Source organism: Vibrio sp. FF145, assembly GCF_041439075.1.
Taxonomy (GTDB): Bacteria; Pseudomonadota; Gammaproteobacteria; order Enterobacterales; family Vibrionaceae; genus Vibrio; species Vibrio tasmaniensis_A.
This window is the reverse complement of record NZ_JBGONH010000041.1, coordinates 15810-32851: the sequence shown is the minus strand read 5'-3', so window position 1 is coordinate 32851 and position 17042 is coordinate 15810. Positions and strand designations below refer to the sequence as shown.

9 protein-coding genes and 1 pseudogene are annotated in these 17042 nt (G+C 43.2%); 4 read left to right on the top strand and 6 right to left on the bottom strand.

What is annotated here, in order from left to right; translation table 11 throughout:
• Positions 1 to 288 precede the first annotated feature (288 nt).
• A complete protein-coding gene (locus ACED42_RS15590; RefSeq protein WP_029222860.1) occupies positions 289 to 1815 on the top strand; it encodes an HD-GYP domain-containing protein in 1527 nt (508 codons plus the stop codon).
• 221 nt (positions 1816 to 2036) lie between these two features.
• Here ACED42_RS15590 and ACED42_RS15585 read toward each other — a convergent pair whose 3' ends face one another.
• Complete coding sequence (locus tag ACED42_RS15585) at positions 2037 to 5192, bottom strand: Ig-like domain-containing protein (RefSeq protein ID WP_371703238.1); 3156 nt, start codon at positions 5190 to 5192, stop codon at positions 2037 to 2039.
• Between the two features lie 198 nt (positions 5193 to 5390).
• The gene (locus tag ACED42_RS15580; protein WP_371703236.1) at positions 5391 to 8537 is read right to left on the bottom strand and encodes an Ig-like domain-containing protein; all 3147 of its coding nucleotides are present in this window, start codon (positions 8535 to 8537) and stop codon (positions 5391 to 5393) included.
• 261 nt (positions 8538 to 8798) lie between these two features.
• On the opposite strand from ACED42_RS15580, the gene ACED42_RS15575 reads away from it, so the two are divergent.
• Entirely contained in the window at positions 8799 to 9989 is a 1191-nt protein-coding gene (locus ACED42_RS15575) for an amino acid aminotransferase (RefSeq protein WP_009847051.1), read from the top strand.
• Between the two features lie 122 nt (positions 9990 to 10111).
• Here the strand turns inward: ACED42_RS15575 and ACED42_RS15570 are convergent.
• Positions 10112 to 10752, bottom strand: a pseudogene (locus ACED42_RS15570) (hypothetical protein).
• A gap of 150 nt (positions 10753 to 10902) precedes the next feature.
• On the opposite strand from ACED42_RS15570, the gene ACED42_RS15565 reads away from it, so the two are divergent.
• The gene (locus tag ACED42_RS15565) at positions 10903 to 12792 is read left to right on the top strand and encodes a DUF294 nucleotidyltransferase-like domain-containing protein (protein WP_009847053.1); all 1890 of its coding nucleotides are present in this window, start codon (positions 10903 to 10905) and stop codon (positions 12790 to 12792) included.
• A gap of 5 nt (positions 12793 to 12797) precedes the next feature.
• The gene (locus tag ACED42_RS15560) at positions 12798 to 13514 is read left to right on the top strand and encodes a 3'-5' exonuclease (RefSeq protein ID WP_012604226.1); all 717 of its coding nucleotides are present in this window, start codon (positions 12798 to 12800) and stop codon (positions 13512 to 13514) included.
• Positions 13515 to 13673: 159 nt separating this feature from the next.
• Here ACED42_RS15560 and ACED42_RS15555 read toward each other — a convergent pair whose 3' ends face one another.
• The 3 genes from ACED42_RS15555 to ACED42_RS15545 all read right to left on the bottom strand — a co-directional run bounded on the left by ACED42_RS15555 (position 13674) and on the right by ACED42_RS15545 (position 16953).
• Positions 13674 to 14366 (bottom strand): MOSC domain-containing protein, encoded by a 693-nt coding sequence (locus tag ACED42_RS15555; protein WP_371703235.1) that lies wholly within the window; start codon positions 14364 to 14366, stop codon positions 13674 to 13676.
• A gap of 66 nt (positions 14367 to 14432) precedes the next feature.
• Positions 14433 to 15527 carry a 3-phosphoserine/phosphohydroxythreonine transaminase gene (gene serC, locus ACED42_RS15550; protein WP_371703233.1) on the bottom strand — a complete coding sequence of 365 codons (1095 nt, stop codon included), beginning with the start codon at positions 15525 to 15527 and terminating at the stop codon, positions 14433 to 14435.
• A gap of 163 nt (positions 15528 to 15690) precedes the next feature.
• On the bottom strand, positions 15691 to 16953 hold the full coding sequence (locus ACED42_RS15545) for a DUF945 family protein (protein ID WP_371703232.1): 1263 nt from the start codon (positions 16951 to 16953) through the stop codon (positions 15691 to 15693).
• Positions 16954 to 17042: the final 89 nt, after the last annotated feature.

Below are 17042 nucleotides of genomic sequence, written 5' to 3'. Positions count from 1 at the left end.
GGTAAGTAGTCGTCAATCACTCTCGACTTTACTCAAATATATCGACTGAATAGTCTCGTATTTCAACCGGGACTATTCAAGTGTCTTCATAAAAACTGCCGTAATAACACCCATCTAGCTAACAATTATCTAACACAAACCAATTTTTTGTATCATTCAACAAAAGCTATCGATAGAATCCCCGACCTTATTCACACTCGCTATACTAGCCATACATACCTACCAACCTCGTGAATTAATACACAAAATACGTATTCGTAAACTTAGGAATAGTTGCGAGACCTTAAGATGAAAATGAACAAAGGCTTATCGATGGATACTTCAAATTACAATCAATCGCTAACGACTCAATTATACGTCATCGCTGGCGTGCTATTTGGCACCTACGGCAGTCGGGTATGCCCGATGCTCGAAAGCTTAACGACGTTAGAAATTTTCACCCAAGTCAGTAGTGTCTTTATCTTATTGTGGCTAGCGCGTCATTATTTGCTATCGCAACACACCTTAGTCAAACAAGGTCGATTTGCACAACTCGATACTATGTTGTTCTTTGCCGCGAGTATTCCTTTCGCGCTCTACTACAACCTAAGCTACGACTTCACGATAGACAGTAACTTGAAAGTGCTGTTTGGCATGAGTCTATTCGGTTTCTTTACCGGTACCATTCTTCAACTGAAAGCGAAGCTTAGCCAAATAGATGAAATGGAGATGACTGGGCAATTTGACTTCCACCTGATGGGTGAAAGAAGTTCACTGGTTAAACAAATGATTGGTTTGGTCATCGTGCTTCTGGTAACACTGACCACCATGCTGACTATGGTGGCCGTCAAAGACATCTTCTGGCTAGAACACAACCCCGGTCGTTTGCTAGATGGTACGGGCAAGATCAGCGTGATCAAAGAGTTCATTTATTTGGCGGTTGTACTAGGTGGATACGCGATAACCATCATGACTCTATGGAGCCAGCTGATTAAACGTATTCTTCTAAGCCAAGAGCACGCATTAAGTAAAGTAACTAATGGTGAGCAAGGCGTTCGCTTACCTATATTCAGCTACAACGAGCTTGGGTCAATAGCATCTATGACCAATACCATGCTTGATAGCCTCGAAAACGCGCAACACGAAGTCAAAACCACACGTGACGTTGCGATTGTGAGCTTATCTGCGCTTGCTGAATCTCGAGACAATGAAACTGGCGCCCATATTTTACGAACTCAAGAATACGTAAAGGTACTCGCACTGGAGCTCAGCAAATCTGAAGCTCACGCGATCTTATTAACACCCAACTATATCGAGCTGCTTTATAAATCTGCCCCACTGCATGATGTAGGTAAGGTTGGAGTACCTGACAGTGTGCTGCTAAAACCGGGCAAACTGACGGATGAAGAGTTTGAGATAATGAAAGGTCACCCTGCTATTGGCGCCGAAGCGTTATCTATTGCAGAAAAGCAATTGGGAAGCAGTTCTTTCTTAAGAGTCGCGAAAGAGATTTCTCTCACTCACCACGAGAAATGGAACGGCAGCGGTTATCCCAACCAACTGTCTGGGGAAGATATTCCTCTGTCCGGCCGCTTAATGGCATTGGCCGATGTTTATGACGCATTAATATCGAAGCGAGTCTACAAGCCAGCCTTTACTCATGAGCAAGCGAAACAGATTATCTTGGAGGGCAATGGGACCCATTTTGACCCGCAAGTTGTCCAAGCTTTTCTGGCCGTCGAACAAGAGTTCGTTTCAATTGCCGCGACCTACAAGGATGGAAAAAACATGCAAAGTGAACTTGAACGAGAAAGCTTTGTTGCTCAACCTGCTTAGTCTTTTCGAAAACCACTAACTATACAGGCTCCGACTATAAAGGTTACAGTAAGTTATGGGGTGTTATACAGGCTACAATAGTTATATAGGTTAGATCGCAGAGTGATTTTCTGAGTCAGCTTCATTCGAGTGTTAAGTTAAGCGAAACAGGAATAGTGACTGAGTAAGATTCTATAAAAAACCAGCATATATATGCTGGTTTTTTTGGTTTAGAAGAAACACTATCTTAGTAGTTGTACACCACCAAGAGCTACACCTGGGTTCTTCCCTTTGCTATCCAGATTTTCTACTTCATATACCCATTTTAGGGTCGTGGTATCGTCTGGTAAATCAACTTGGTGAATACCGTAGCGGCCTACCTTAGTGCCTCTAGGTACACTGACTGAAGAAGAACCGATAGAAGGTAAGCTAGACCACTGATTCCCTGATTTTGCTAACGCGCCATCAATAATATTGTCACCAACGCTATATGCCTTCCATACTTCAGTGCCATTCGCGAATAATTTAAGCGTACCTTTTGGTACGTCTTGAGCACCAGTCCAGCCTTTTCCAATAACAGCGGCTCTAAAACGAATGGCCTTCCAGCTTTGTCCGCTTTCAGCTGTAACTGACACTTCAGGCTTTTTATCTTCACCACCAAGGTAGAGGTGACCTTCCCAGTTAGTGATATCGGCAGGGTTTTGTGTCCAACTATGATTAAATTGGTCAGTTGTATTACCATCATCCCAACCAAACAGACAATCCCCATTCTTAGTGACTGTACATTGAGGGTACTTAGCACCAGAGTTTGCTTCAGCATAACTGAAAGATAAGTTCTGAATACCCGTTTTGAGTGCGTTACGAACAGACCATACTTTTCCGGTTTTACCATCAAAATCAATGCGCCAATATAAAACATCGCTTGCTGGGTCTAGATTGACAGTGTGCGAACCTGAAGCAGCAGAACTAGCACCTGATTGAACTTCTAACCAAGTGCTATTATCTGTACTGGTATACACTTTGTAAGCACTTGATTTAGATACTTTCCAAGTGAACTTATGGTTACCCTTGAATGGGAACGATTGTCCATTATATGGTCGCGGTGTATACGCATACTTTAAGCTATCATTAGCAAGCGCCACCATGTCACCATCAGACAAAGCAAATGAGCGCATCTCGATATTATCAACCAAAATATTACCTGCTTTTTGCTCAGACTTTATATTAGCTGTAGCATCTTTGCCTGCATCCATCCAAGGCTTAGAAATGATCAACCCTTGGCTTGTACCAGCAGAAAAACGACTACCCGCCCCCCAAACACCAGCATAACCGTTGGCAAGTTTAATATCGTCAACTTCGGCTTTATTGTTGTAATCATCAATTAGTGTCGCTTGCTTCCCATTCAACCAGATAGATACTTTTTGGGTAGTACGGTCAACACGCACAGCAACAGTGTTCCATTGACTGAGGCTTAGTGCTTCTTTGGTTGTAACAGATACCTTTCTTAAGTCACTTCCACCCGCATATGTTGCAAGTTGGCGCGAAATCATGAACCACTCTAGTGTTCCTTCGTTCGTTAACTTAAGTTGGAACCCATCAACCCAAATGCCCTTACTAACGAGATCAATTGGATGTTCTAGCTTGACTTTAGGTTTCACTTTGAGTGACAAAGTAAAATCGTCTTCACCGAAATCGAAATCATGTCCGTAGTGGAACTTATACTTATAAGATTCCTGAACATCGTTCTCTAGTAAGTTAGATTTTACTGACTCGTAAGCACCTAGTTTTAGTGTTTTCGAATTCGCGTAACCTTGGTTAACCCAAACTTCAGAAACTTCCTGCTTACTCGACTCTTTTACAACAGCAACTTGTCCTGCCAATCCTGTTTGAGCATTCACCATCCATAAGTCATCAACGGGTGCGTCTTCAAAATCGAAACGAGCATATAGATCTGGAGTGGTAACCTTGACATGAACAACGTCACGATCGAACAGTTTCTTGCCATCAGTAATGATGTAGTGGAACTCATCCTCACCAATAAAGCCTTTTGGCGCTTTGTAGGTGACTTTTCCATTGTTGACACTAAGTTCTGCACCCTGAGCAGAATATTTATCAACCTTATGGAGGGAAACCGTGTCACCATTAGCGTCAAAGTCATTTTTTAGTACGTCTAGGTTAGTCGTGTTATCACGTTTTACGCTGAAGTGATCGATTTTAGCCGAAGGAGGCAAAGGATAGTCTGCAAGGCCAACCAAGCTTCTTCTTAGGCGGTTATTTTTATAACGCGTGAAATTGATGTCATCTACATGAGCTTCACCACCTTGAATACCGTGACCTTCAGCTGATGTACTATGGCCAGTACCTAAGTAGTGCGCAGTTTCATGCAACACAACACCATCAGAATCTATCATCTTGCCAGGGCTACGAACAATACTTCCGAAGTTAACGCCGCCTATCCAGCTTCCTTTCAGCCAAAGCATTCTGTGCTTAAGATCCCAGCCTCGCGTTTTTCTTTGTTCATCCCACCATTTTATGGCGGCAACTCGAATAGGTTCATTCTCATGTTGGTAACCCCACGCCTTACAAGCGTCATGAGAAGCACTTTTTTTACAAGTTTGGTAATGGTCGTCCAGATAGCCCCAAGTTTCTATCAACACATCATTGACAGAGAAACGTAACAAAGCATCTCGGCTCAACACATAATCAACCAAGTTAATGTAGTAGTCGACGAGCACCATCGCATCATCCAAGTTGCTATCCGCTTCTTGAACAAACGCTTGGTAAGAGACATGAACTGCCACTTTTACTTTGTGCAGCTGAACTTGCGTTTTGTCTTTAGCAATTAAGTTATCTAAACCAGATGTTGGTGCACTCAGGTGCTCATCTACGGTTTTAATTGCTTTTTGCATGTTGTCTAAAATTGCAGACTGCGGCGTAACCGAAGCTAAGTTTTGAGCTGTTGCTGTTAGCTTCTTAGCGGAAAGACCGCTTATGATGTCCGCTTTTTCAATTGTCCATACTCTTTGACTACCACGGAACGCTGTCACATAAAGTTTATTTTTACTGGTCAGTGCGGCAATAACTTGCGTATTCTCATCACTGGTATCAACACCACGATAAACACGAATCGCTGGCGTATTAATAGTACTGGATGGTGCATTCCCATTAATACGGTGATCCCAAAGATATACTTTCATATCGGGCTCTCTGATCGAGTAACGATGGAGCTCTAACGTACGCTTTTTACCATTAACCGTAATCGCCACTGAAAGATCTGGGGGTGATGCTTTCGTAGGGTTGTAGACCATAGGTTTATGGCCTTCGTTTTTGCTATCTTTGCACCCACCAGCCATGACTACCGCTAGTACCACAAAACATAGACTCAGTATTTTATTCATTCTATGTGGTTCCCTTATATCGACCAGTCTAAAGATGAATAAAAACCATAGTAATAGCAATGAATTACGTTGAACAAAACAGCGCCAACGTACAGCCTATCAAAGGACTGTCTTTCAAAAGGGAGCGTGATTTAACTACGTAAATAAAAAAGCCCAGCGTACAAATACGCTGGGCTATTAAAGTTTAAAAGAAAAGTACTACCTTATTAGTTGTACGCCTCCTATAACGGCCCCGGGGGTCATTCCTTTGCTATCTAAGCGTGAGCTTTCATATTCCCATTTGAGCTGTGTGACATTTGCAGGGAGATCAATAAAGTGAACGCCATACATATCAGATTTCACTTTACGAGGTACACTTACTGCATAGGTACCGATAGAGGGGAGTGACGACCACTCTGTACCTGCTTTAGTCCAAACCTCATCACCGATATTATAAGCTTTCCATACTTCCTTCCCATTTGCATACAGCTTCAGTGTACCTGAAGGGTAATCGTCCGCACCGGTCCAACCTTTGCCCGCCGCAGCTGCTCGAAAACGAACACCAGACCACTCACCGGTTGGAGTATCAACTTGTAAGCTCAACGTTTTTTGTTTACCACCAAGATATATATGGCCTTCCCAGTTAGTAGTCCCGCCGTTGTCAATTGTCCAAGTATTACCATATAAGTCGTTATAACCATTTTGCGTTGCTGGCCAACCAAATAAGCAGGTTACACCTGATTTGACTTCACAATCAGGTATTGCGGCACCGTTACTAATTTCAGAGTGACTGAATGCGACTTCTTGACGACCATTAACTAGATTATTTCGAACCGACCACACTTCGCCGACAGAACCGTTCACGTCGACACGCCAATAAAGCGCCTCATCGGAGGCATTGAGCGCGACAGTATGTGAACCCGAACTACCATTACCAATTTTTTCAGTAGACCAAGAGTTTCCATCACGGCTAATCATTAACTTGTAAGCCGATGACTTAGACAATTTCCAGCTCAGTGTTTTGCTTCCTGAGAAAGCAATGCCTTCACCATTATATGGACGCGGTGCATAAGGATACACATAATTGTTGTTGGTCAATTTTGATATCTGATCATCTGTAAGTGCAAATGACCTCAACTCTACGTTATCGATACGCAAATAGCGGCTCTGGCTTTTTTGTAACTCCTGCTTGTGTACTTCGTCCGTATCCCACCATGCTTGCCCGATAGTCAAACCTTGACTGATACTTGACGCTCTTCGGCTACCTCCGCCCCATAAACCAGCATAACCTTTAGGAAGATTAACCTCATTTTGCGCTTCATCGACAAGCGACTGTTTAACCCCATCAACCCATAAGCTTGCTTGATTCGTTGTTCGGTCAACTCGCACAGCAATTGCATGCCATGCGCTATCAGCAGGTAAAGGTGACTCCGTCGTCATTGTTACAATGCGGTAATCAGTACCGCCTTTATGCATAGCGTATTGACGAGACTTCATGTACCACTTTAGTTTTCCATCTTTCAGTAGTCGTAAGTGGTAGCCTTCTCTCTCCATTCCACGGTTAACCAAATTAATGTCATGAGGAAGTCTAGTTCCAACTTTCACTTTCAATGAAACCGTGAAGCTATCATCACCGAGATCAAATGCATGACCGTAATGAGTATTATATTTAAACGACTCAGGTACATCGTATTTGCTTTTGATTGACCTTACCGCTTCATGAGCGCCCAGCGTTAATGTCTTTCCATAGGAATCGTTAGTCACTGATTGTGAGTAATCAACCCAAACATCCTTCCCTGAACGCCAATCACGACTAACATGAAGCTGACTTGCTAGTCCGGTCTGTTCATTAGGAATCCAAAAATCTTCAATCGCGCTTTCAAATCCGAATCTAGCGTACAAACCAGGGCTTGTTACTCTTAAATGAACCTCTTCACGATCATACAATTGTTTTCCATGATGCTTAGTTGAGTCAGTGATTTGATAAAAGAACGAATCTTCTCCCACAAACCCTTTCGGTGGGGTATAGACCAGTTTATCTCCGACGATCTTAACTTGACCGCCTTGAACGGTAAGCGAGTCCACTTTATTTATCGACATCGAATCACCATTTGCATCAAAGTCATTTTTCAACACATCTAATGTTTTCGCTGTATCACGCAACACACCAAAGTGATCAATTTTAGCCGATGGGGGTAACGGGTAATCAGCAGGGCCAACAATCGCTCGTCTGGCTACACGGTTTTTGTAACCGACAAAACCAATATCTCCCACGTGCGCTTCACCACCTTGTGAGGTTTCTTCCTCGCCACCAGTATGGTGCCCCGTACCTAAATAGTGTGAGGTTTCGTGTAAAACAACACCATCCGCTTGAATCAATTGACCCATCGAGCGAACATAAGATCCCCAGTTCACACCAACAACCCCACTGCCTACCAAATCAATCATGCGATGTCGAACATCCCAATGGCGCGTTTTTCTTTGGGCATCCACCCAACGTCGTGTTGCGTTTTTAATTGAGGTATTCTCATTTTGGTAACCCCAGTCTTTACATCTATCGTGACTGCTACTCTTTATACAGTTATTGTAGTGACTCCTTAAATGCCCCCATGTTTCAATAAGAACATCTTGCATAGAGAATCGAATTAACGCATCACGACTATACACATAGTCCACTAAGTTTATGTAGTAATCAGCTAAAACCATAGCATCATCAAAGTTACCGTCAGCTTGCTCTTTAAAAGTCTGGTAACTAATTTGAACAAATGCATTTATCTTACTCAGTTTAATGTCTGACATATTTGTTGGTAAGATATTGTCTAGACCCGAAACTGGGTTATCCGGATTTTTGTCTATTGGCTTAATCGACTTCTGAACCGCATCTAATATACTGTTTTGTCGAGACACAGAAGAAAAGCTAGACTTCAACGGTTGGATAGTACCCGCTGATTTACCACCAGTTACCGCTGCATCCTTGATCGACCAAACTCGGTGGCTACCACGAAAAGCAGTTACATATAATTTATTTTTAGTGGTAAGAGCCGCTATAACTTGAGTATTCTCATCACTCGTATCAACGCCTCGGTAAACACGAATGTCCGGAGTTTTAATAGTACTCGAAGGGGCGTTCCCGTTAATACGATGATCCCATAGATATACTTTCATATCGGGCTCACGAATAGAGTAACGATTCAGCTCTAACGTACGCTTTTTTCCATTAACAATAATTTCAACAGAAAGCTCTGACGGTGATGCTTTCGTTGGCTTATAGACCATAGGTTTATGGCCTTCATTTTTGCTATCTTTACAGCCCCCAGCAGTGACCACTGCTAAAGCCACGAAAAACAGACTCAGTGTTTTCTTCATTCTAAAGAGTTCCTTCATGTTTACCGCCCTAAACATGAACAAAAACAACATTGTTAGCAATGAATTACGTTAAACAAAACCGCATCGACGCACAGTCATTTCAAATGGAAATGCCGAAAAATTCCATAAATCAAATTTTCGAAGCTGTTGGTTATAAATCGTTTTAATAAATTCTAGGTTTTGAGTTGTAACAACCTTGCATGAAAGGTATAAATACCGGAGTTATTATTACCTCCCTCTCAATTGACATGGATGAAGATTATGTTTGAAAAAGTGTTAGCAGCTCCCGCCGATCCTATTCTCGGCCTTACTGAAGAATTTAAAAAAGACTCTCGTGAAGAGAAAATTAACCTTGGTGTTGGCATCTACAAAAATGAAGATGGTCAAACGCCAGTACTTAAAACAGTAAAGAAAGCAGAAGCTGCACTTCTTGAAAACGAAAAAACCAAATCTTACCTAACGATTGAAGGTACCGCTGAATACGGTCTAGCGGTTCAGAAACTGCTTTTCGGTTCAGATGCAGAGATCGTAACGTCTCAACGCGCTAAAACAGCACAAGCTCCAGGTGGTACAGGTGCACTTCGCGTAGCGGGTGAATTCATCAAGCGCCAACTGGGTGACGTGAAAATCTGGATCAGTAACCCAACTTGGGCTAACCACAACGGCGTTTTCGCTGCTGCCGGTATCGAAACAGCTCAATACAGCTACTACAACGCTGAAACCAAAGACAAAGACTTCGCAGGCATGGTTGCTGACCTAGAGAAAGCTTCTGAAGGCGACATCGTTCTTCTTCACGGCTGCTGTCATAACCCAACAGGCATCGACCCAACAACTGAAGAGTGGGAAGTACTTGCTAAGCTAGTTGCTGAGAAGAAACTGCTTCCTCTATTCGATTTTGCCTACCAAGGTTTTGCTAAAGGTGTTGAAGAAGATGCAGCTGGCCTGCGCATTTTTGCTCAATACAACAAAGAGATTCTTGTTGCTAGCTCGTTCTCTAAGAACTTCGGTTTGTACAACGAGCGTGTTGGTGCATTCACATTGGTTGCAGAATCTGCAGACGTAGCAACAACAGCGTTCTCTCAAGTTAAGAGCATCATCCGCTCTATCTACTCTAACCCACCAGCGCACGGCAGTGCTGTCGTTACTCACATCCTTGGTGATGCTGATCTACGTGCAGAATGGGAAGCAGAAGTAGCAGAAATGCGTGACCGTATCCAAGAGATGCGCGAGCTATTCGTAACGACACTGAAATCTGAAGGTGTTGATGCAGACTTCACATTCATCGAGCGCCAAAACGGCATGTTCTCTTTCTCTGGTTTAAGCAAAGAGCAAGTAACTCGCCTGAAAGACGAATTCGCAATCTACATTGTCGGCTCTGGCCGTATCAGCGTAGCGGGCATGACGAAGTCAAATATGGGTCCTCTATGTAAAGGTATCGCTGCGGTTCTTTAATCGAAAAAGAAACCTGCACTTGCAGACCAATAGATATGCAAAAGCCAGCTATTAAGCTGGCTTTTTTGTGTCTGTCTCCTTTATATGTCAGTTTTTAAGACGCTTAGTCTATATATCGCTAACTAATACTCTAGGAAGAACTCTACACCTAGCTCGTTAGTGCGTTCACTACGAATCTTACCTTCGCCATTTCTGTGTTGATAAGAGCCACCAATCGCAAACTTGTTGGTCACGAGATAACGTAAACCCACGTGGTAAATTTCTTCATCAAACAAGTCACTTCGGTTCACTTGCACACTACCGTTCGCTATCCAACGTTTCGCAAAGCCATAGTTGAGTTCGGCTTTTATCCCTTGGATAAACTCCGTGTCTGACGAGCGAGTAATGTTAGTTCCATTATCTTCGACTTCCCCCTTAGTAATACCAAGCAGGTAGTAAGCCACTATATCTAGATCTCGCTTAATACTGTAACGGTACCCAATGCCCGGCATAAGGGTATCCATTCGAGTTGTCGATTCATCTGGGTGAATGAAACGAGCACTGTAGTCACCCAACAATAGCCAATCATCCGTTATCGCATAGCTGATACCTAATCCATAAGATGATGCATTGTTATTGCTGCCTGCATCTTCATTCAAACTTCCCGAATGAGCGGTGGCGTATATATGGTCATAATCAAGAATATCCACACTGTGAGTTTCGGCCCACGAACTTGAAGAAAACATAAAATTGCAGACACTAAACTAAGTTTCCACTTCGGCATTCCTATCATCCTTTAACTGTCACCCTATTATTTGAAAGATTAGTCTATCCCTAAGACTTTAAAAAGGTTTTAGCTCACAGATTGATTTGTGACGGCAAAATATTATCAAATGTTGTACCATGAAATCATACAAACCAATGGATGATCATTATGGATGCTGAGTTATTAGAGATTCAAAACTTTCTGGCACAATACCCCCCTTTCACAGAACTCCCAGAGGAGATGTTGGCGAAAGTGACCAGTAGCGTCGAAATTTCTTATTACCGCCAAGATACCCCTATCATTCACTTTGGTGATCAGATTAACGACCTTTACATTGTTCGAAGCGGCGAAGTAGAAGTCTATCGTCGTAAAGGTGAGCTCTATAACCGGCTGGATGAGGGACACTTATTTGGCCAAATGGGGCTACTCACCAACAATAAAGTTCGCTTCCCGGTAAAAGCAACAGAAGACACCCTACTCTACTGTATCCCTGAACCTATTTTCCAAGAACTCTACGACAACTATGATTCATTCGCTGACTTTGTCGAAGTAGAAGATAATGCGCGACTGCGTCAGGCTAACTCAGACAGCAACGACGCTAACGATCTAACCACGTCAAAGGTAAAGACGCTGCTGACTAGCGAAGCGCCAATGATCGAAAAAACACGAACCATCCAACAAGCTGCTACCATGATGGCACAAGATAATGTTTCATCTTTGCTGATCATCGACCCGGATATTGTTGAAGATGATGAAGACGATTCGACGCCCGTTATTGGCATCATTACCGACCGTGATCTGTGTACCCGAGTTTTAGCAGAAGGACTCGATCCATCGGATGAAGTATCAAGTGTAATGACTGCAGAGGTTATCTCGCTCGATCATAATGCCTATGTCTACGAAGCCATGATGACCATGCTTCGCTACAACGTGCATCACCTACCAGTACTAAAAGATAAGAAGCCTATTGGTATTATTGAAGCGACCGATATTGTACGTTACGAGTCTCAAAACTCGCTGTTATTGGTAAGCAGCATCTTCCAACAGCAAAGCATCGAAGATCTTAAAGTCCTTTCTGAGCAAGTAAAAGACAGCTTTGTGCGCTTGGTTAACGAAGACGCCAACGCCCACATGGTGGGTACCGCAATGTCGGTAATTGGCCGTAGCTTTAAACAACGAATTATTGAACTAGCCGAAGATAAACTCGGTAAAGCGCCGATCCCTTATTGTTTCCTCGCGCTCGGCTCGATGGGGCGTGATGAGCAGCTGCTCGTTACTGACCAAGATAACGCCATTATTCTTGATGATACCTACGATGAGAAAAAGCACGGTAAGTACTTTGAAGAGCTGTCGACCTTCATTTGTGATGGCTTAGACCAATGTGGCTATGTGTACTGTACCGGTGACATCATGGCCACTAACCCAACTTGGCGTATGACACGTCGACAATGGGAAGAATGCTTCGCTGATTGGATTGATGATCCAAACCCGAAAGCACTGCTGAACGCCTCTATCTTCTTTGATTTAGATGGTGTTTATGGCCGCTTAAAATGGGCAGAACAGTTAAATAGTTTTATTGTAAGACGTGCGCGTAAGAACAACCGTTTCTTGGCGTGTCTTGCTCGTAACGCACTCAACCGAACACCGCCTCTGGGTTTCTTTAAAGATTTCGTAATGGAGAAAGATGGTCGTCATAACAACTCGATCAATCTTAAACGTCGTGGTACCGCACCACTTGCCGATCTAATCCGTGTTCACTCTTTAGCAGTCGCATCTCGCTCTAAGAACTCATTCGAACGTTTAGATGACATTATCGACGCAGGTATTTTGCCAAAAGGTCGAGCTCAAGACTTGAAAGATGCGATGGAATTTATCTCCTTAGTTCGTATTCGCCACCAAGCACACGATGTCGACAACAACATCGAACCGGATAACAACATCGAACCAGAGAACCTTTCTGACTTCGAGCGACGTAATCTAAAGGATGCATTCCAAATATTAAGCAATGCACAGAACTTTCTTAAGTTCCGTTATCAAGCCAGCAATAAGTTTAAGTAGGCGCTATGAACAAACTATTCAGATCCCCAGCGGTTGATTGGCCATTTAAGTTTGCTCAGAAGCTCGAACGAGCGAGAGATGAACGCTTGAAGCAATTTTATAGCCAGCCTCTTCCTGCACCTGATACGCCATTATCAGAAGTGACTTTCTTAGCTGTCGACTTTGAGACAACGGGTTTAAACCCAAACAAAGATGGCATCATTACCATTGGTCTAGTTCCGTTTACGCTAAATCGAATCTACCTAAGACAAGCCAAGCACTGGACCCTGAGACCAAAGCAGAAATTGGAAGAAGACTCGGTTGTTATCCATGGCATCACTCACAACGACATCATTGATGCGCCAGACTTAAGTGAAGTATTAGATGAGATCTTAGAATCAATGGGCGGCCATATCCCAGTCGTTCATTATCGCCGCATCGAGCGTGATTTCTTGGATAACGCGTTGAAGGTCAGATTAGGTGAAGGGATTGAGTTCCCAGTCCTCGACACGCTCGAGATTGAATCTCAAATCCAAAACAAACTGGCCGGCGGTCTATGGAATAAGCTAAAAGGTAAGAAGCCTGCGTCAGTAAGGCTTGGTCAGAGCCGTCGTAGATACCACTTGCCTGACTATACTCCGCATCATGCGTTAACTGATGCGATTGCGACAGCGGAGCTTCTACAAGCACAGATTGCGCACCATTTTAGCCCTGATATGCCTGTTAAAGATTTCTGGTTATAGCTAAATTAAACACCATTTAAACGCGTATAAAGCGATTTAACTGTTAGCTACTGACTAATAGTTAATAGTGCACACTTCAAAATTAAAAACGCTCACATCATCTAGATTGTGAGCATTTTTCTTTTTCGCATGATTTTTTTTTGCGCCTGAATAGAAAGTCTACTCGGCTATCGGGCCAACCAATCTCATTTCCCAATCTTCAACTTCGCCAGTTTGAAGTCGACGTTCTACGAGCGTGCCCCAAGATTCCACTAGAGGCAGCTCCGCCAATTCTCTAAGCTCTTGTTTATCCAAACAACCCGTGAACACCGCACCCATAACCCGGCTTAACGGCCATTCTGGGTAAGGTCTTTCACACAGGATAATCTCGTCGCCGGAGCCGATATCACCCTCTTCCAAAACACGGAAGTACCAGCCAGTTCGAAGGGTGTCTTGTAGCCTTTTCGCCATATCATTTTGATCGAATCGTACATTGAGCTTCCAACAAGGCATACGACCTTGTGAAACTTCCAGCAAGGTTGAACCAATTCGAATCTTATCTTTTAAACAAATGGAAGCTTCAGTCACCCCACTTGAACTTATGTTCTCACCAAATGCACCTTCAGATTGGAAGATTGCTTTGTCGCCCAACTCCTCCTGCCAAATTAAGTAGTGCTCGCTTGGGTAGATATGAAGGGCTTTCTGAATACCACCATGAAAGCGAGGGTCGCCTTGCTCATCGTTAATAAATCCAAGCTCAGTAGTGTATTGGCGCTCAGATAAAACCTGCTTATTGATAGCACTCTGTGTACCGTGAGCAAAAGCAACAACCTTACCGCCCAAAACACTGTTTACTGTACCTAACTTCTTCATACCCTTCCTTTTCAGCAAGTAAAAAAAGAGGAGCTTTCGCTCCTCTTATTGTGAAATACGCCTTAATTAAGCGTATTTCTCTTCAAAGTCTTTCATGAAGCTGACTAATACTTGCACGCCTTCCAGAGACATCGCGTTGTAAAGTGATGCTCGCATCCCACCTACCGCTCTGTGGCCTTTTAGTGATTTCAGACCAGCAGCATCAGCCAACTCTAAAAACTTAGCATCTAGCTCTGGTTTCGCTAATTGGAATGGCACGTTCATTCTTGAACGGTTTGCTATATGAACATCGTTTCTGTAGAAAGCTGAGCTATCAATCGCATTATAAAGCAGCCCAGCTTTCTCTTTGTTCACTAATTCCATCGCTTCAACACCGCCTTGAGCTTTCAACCACTTGAATACAAGGCCTGATAGGTACCAAGCATACGTTGGCGGTGTGTTGAACATTGAGTCTTTTTCAGCAAGTACTTTGTAGTTAAGAATGCTCGGCAATACGTCGTTTGCTAGCTCTAGCAGATCATCACGCACGATAGCAATGCAAATACCAGCAGGGCCTATATTCTTTTGAGCGCCAGCGTAGATAACACCGTACTGAGACACATCGATCTTACGAGACAGAATGTTAGATGACATATCCGCTACGATTGGCTTATCCGTTTGAGGAAGCTCACTGATTTCAATACCATCGATGGTCTCATTTGGACAGAAATGTACATACGCCGCTTCCGGGTCGATTTTCCAATCTTTAGCTGGAACAACCGCTGCTTTGCCATCAATTGACGTCTTGGCGTTGAATACATCGATTTCGCAATATTTGCTCGCTTCAGTCACTGCACTTTCTGCCCAGTAACCCGCATCAATGTAAGTCGCTTTCGTCGCGTCACCTAAAAGGTTTAGAGGAACAGCAGCGAATTGAGCACGAGCGCCCCCCTGACAGAAAAGAACTTTGTAGTTGTCTGGGATGTTCAGAAGATCACGTAGGTCCTGTTCGGACTCGTCAGCAACTTGAATAAATTCCTTGCTGCGATGGCTGATTTCCATCACGGAAGTCCCTAAACCATTCCAATCAATAAAGTCCGCCTGCGCTTGTTTCATTACCGGTTTAGGCAGTGCAGCTGGGCCAGCACTGAAGTTGAATACGTTATCTAATGTAAGTTCCATGGGGATGATTGCTCCTGCTAAATAATAACTATGCAAGTAATACCATGTTTTACCCAACATAAAAACAACAAAAGAGGTCTTAAGACCTCTTTTGTTTTGTACCGTATAAAATGTTTAAGCTGAACCTGCTAAATCACCCTATCAGTATTCAAGCCTGTTCTGTTTATTGAACAAAAACCGGCATAAGTAGAGCGATTAATGGAATTTCTTGTCCATTTTCGAACACTAGGTTTCCATTTTCTAAGTCAGCGCTGATTTCATAACCACTTTCTGTTTCCTTGATCATTTCCATCACAAGCAATTCATCAATACCTTCACGGATGAATGGGTACTCTTCAACAAGCTCATTTGAGAAGCTAGAGTGAACGTTACCCTTTAATGCAGGTACAATCATCGAAGGATTACTGCTGATGTTTTCGGTTCCTTCCGGTACGCTCACTAACCACTTAGATTCGAATTGACCCTTACCTAGATCTAACGACATATTGTTCATTGAAAGGTCGAAGCCTTTAGCAAACAGGATATCGATAAATGGAATGATCTCGGCAACGTCTTCTTGCGTCATTACTGGATTAGATTGGTAAATCTCAAAGATTTTCTCAAACGATTCGCTATCCAATTTCGACATTTCGAAATCGACGTTTAGGTTGTTCAACTGGCCTTCACTGGTCTCGATGTTTGCGACATCCAGTTTAAGGTTGCTGCGCAGACGCTTAGTCGCTTCATCTAGATGTGATTCAAAATCGTACTTAGAGTTTTCAATGGTCATGAAAGGCTGCATTGCAGAGTCTGTAACCAAGAAGCTATCGATAGTAAAATTCTGAGAACCTAACCAGTAGCCTTTCGCTTGTTGACCTGAACCTACACCTTTTAGGTTTGACAGTGTTACCTCTTCACCGGTTTCAAAATCAATTTGAACTGAAGGGATTGAAAGCTCGTAATCAACTTGCCCTAAAACAGTGGCATGGCCAGACAGATTCGATTTCGTGATTGATACCGAAGTACCATTCTCATCAGAACCTTGATGATTGAACTGGCTTAACTCGAAGTTAAAGTCCGTGTTGCCGTTTAGCTCAGTGCTAGTTGTCAGAGTTAGAGGCAGAATATCAGTATTATCAAACGTCGACAGTGCATTCAGGCTCACCAAACCGTGGCTAACCGCACTATTGATGACAAACTCACTCGGCAGCCCATCAATCGCGAGTTGTTCTTTCAGGTTTTCATCGGTCACAGTTAGGCGAGTAGTTACGTTAGAAGACAGGTAACCTCTATCGTACTCCACGATCTCCGCTTGAATGCTTGAATTGTTAAGCTTTGCAACACCATCGGTAATGGCATTTTGTCCAATTTGGCCAACCGCTAGTGGCCAACAAAGTGCCAATGAGATTGCGCCGCCAATTGCACCAATTTTTCTTAACTGTTCCATGAGTTCTCTTTCTACACGTGTCTGTTTTTTTTAGTCTAACCCATCAGTAGCAAACAAGAAACATTGAGTTAAATCAGTCTATTGCTCGA

Coding starts and splice junctions, on each gene's coding strand:
- ACED42_RS15590 (WP_029222860.1), top strand. CDS start 289: ATGAAAATGAACAAAGGCTTATCGATGGATACTTCAAATTACAATCAA.
- ACED42_RS15585 (WP_371703238.1), bottom strand. CDS start 5,192: ATGAATAAAATACTGAGTCTATGTTTTGTGGTACTAGCGGTAGTCATG.
- ACED42_RS15580 (WP_371703236.1), bottom strand. CDS start 8,537: ATGAAGAAAACACTGAGTCTGTTTTTCGTGGCTTTAGCAGTGGTCACT.
- ACED42_RS15575 (WP_009847051.1), top strand. CDS start 8,799: ATGTTTGAAAAAGTGTTAGCAGCTCCCGCCGATCCTATTCTCGGCCTT.
- ACED42_RS15565 (WP_009847053.1), top strand. CDS start 10,903: ATGGATGCTGAGTTATTAGAGATTCAAAACTTTCTGGCACAATACCCC.
- ACED42_RS15560 (WP_012604226.1), top strand. CDS start 12,798: ATGAACAAACTATTCAGATCCCCAGCGGTTGATTGGCCATTTAAGTTT.
- ACED42_RS15555 (WP_371703235.1), bottom strand. CDS start 14,366: ATGAAGAAGTTAGGTACAGTAAACAGTGTTTTGGGCGGTAAGGTTGTT.
- serC (WP_371703233.1), bottom strand. CDS start 15,527: ATGGAACTTACATTAGATAACGTATTCAACTTCAGTGCTGGCCCAGCT.
- ACED42_RS15545 (WP_371703232.1), bottom strand. CDS start 16,953: ATGGAACAGTTAAGAAAAATTGGTGCAATTGGCGGCGCAATCTCATTG.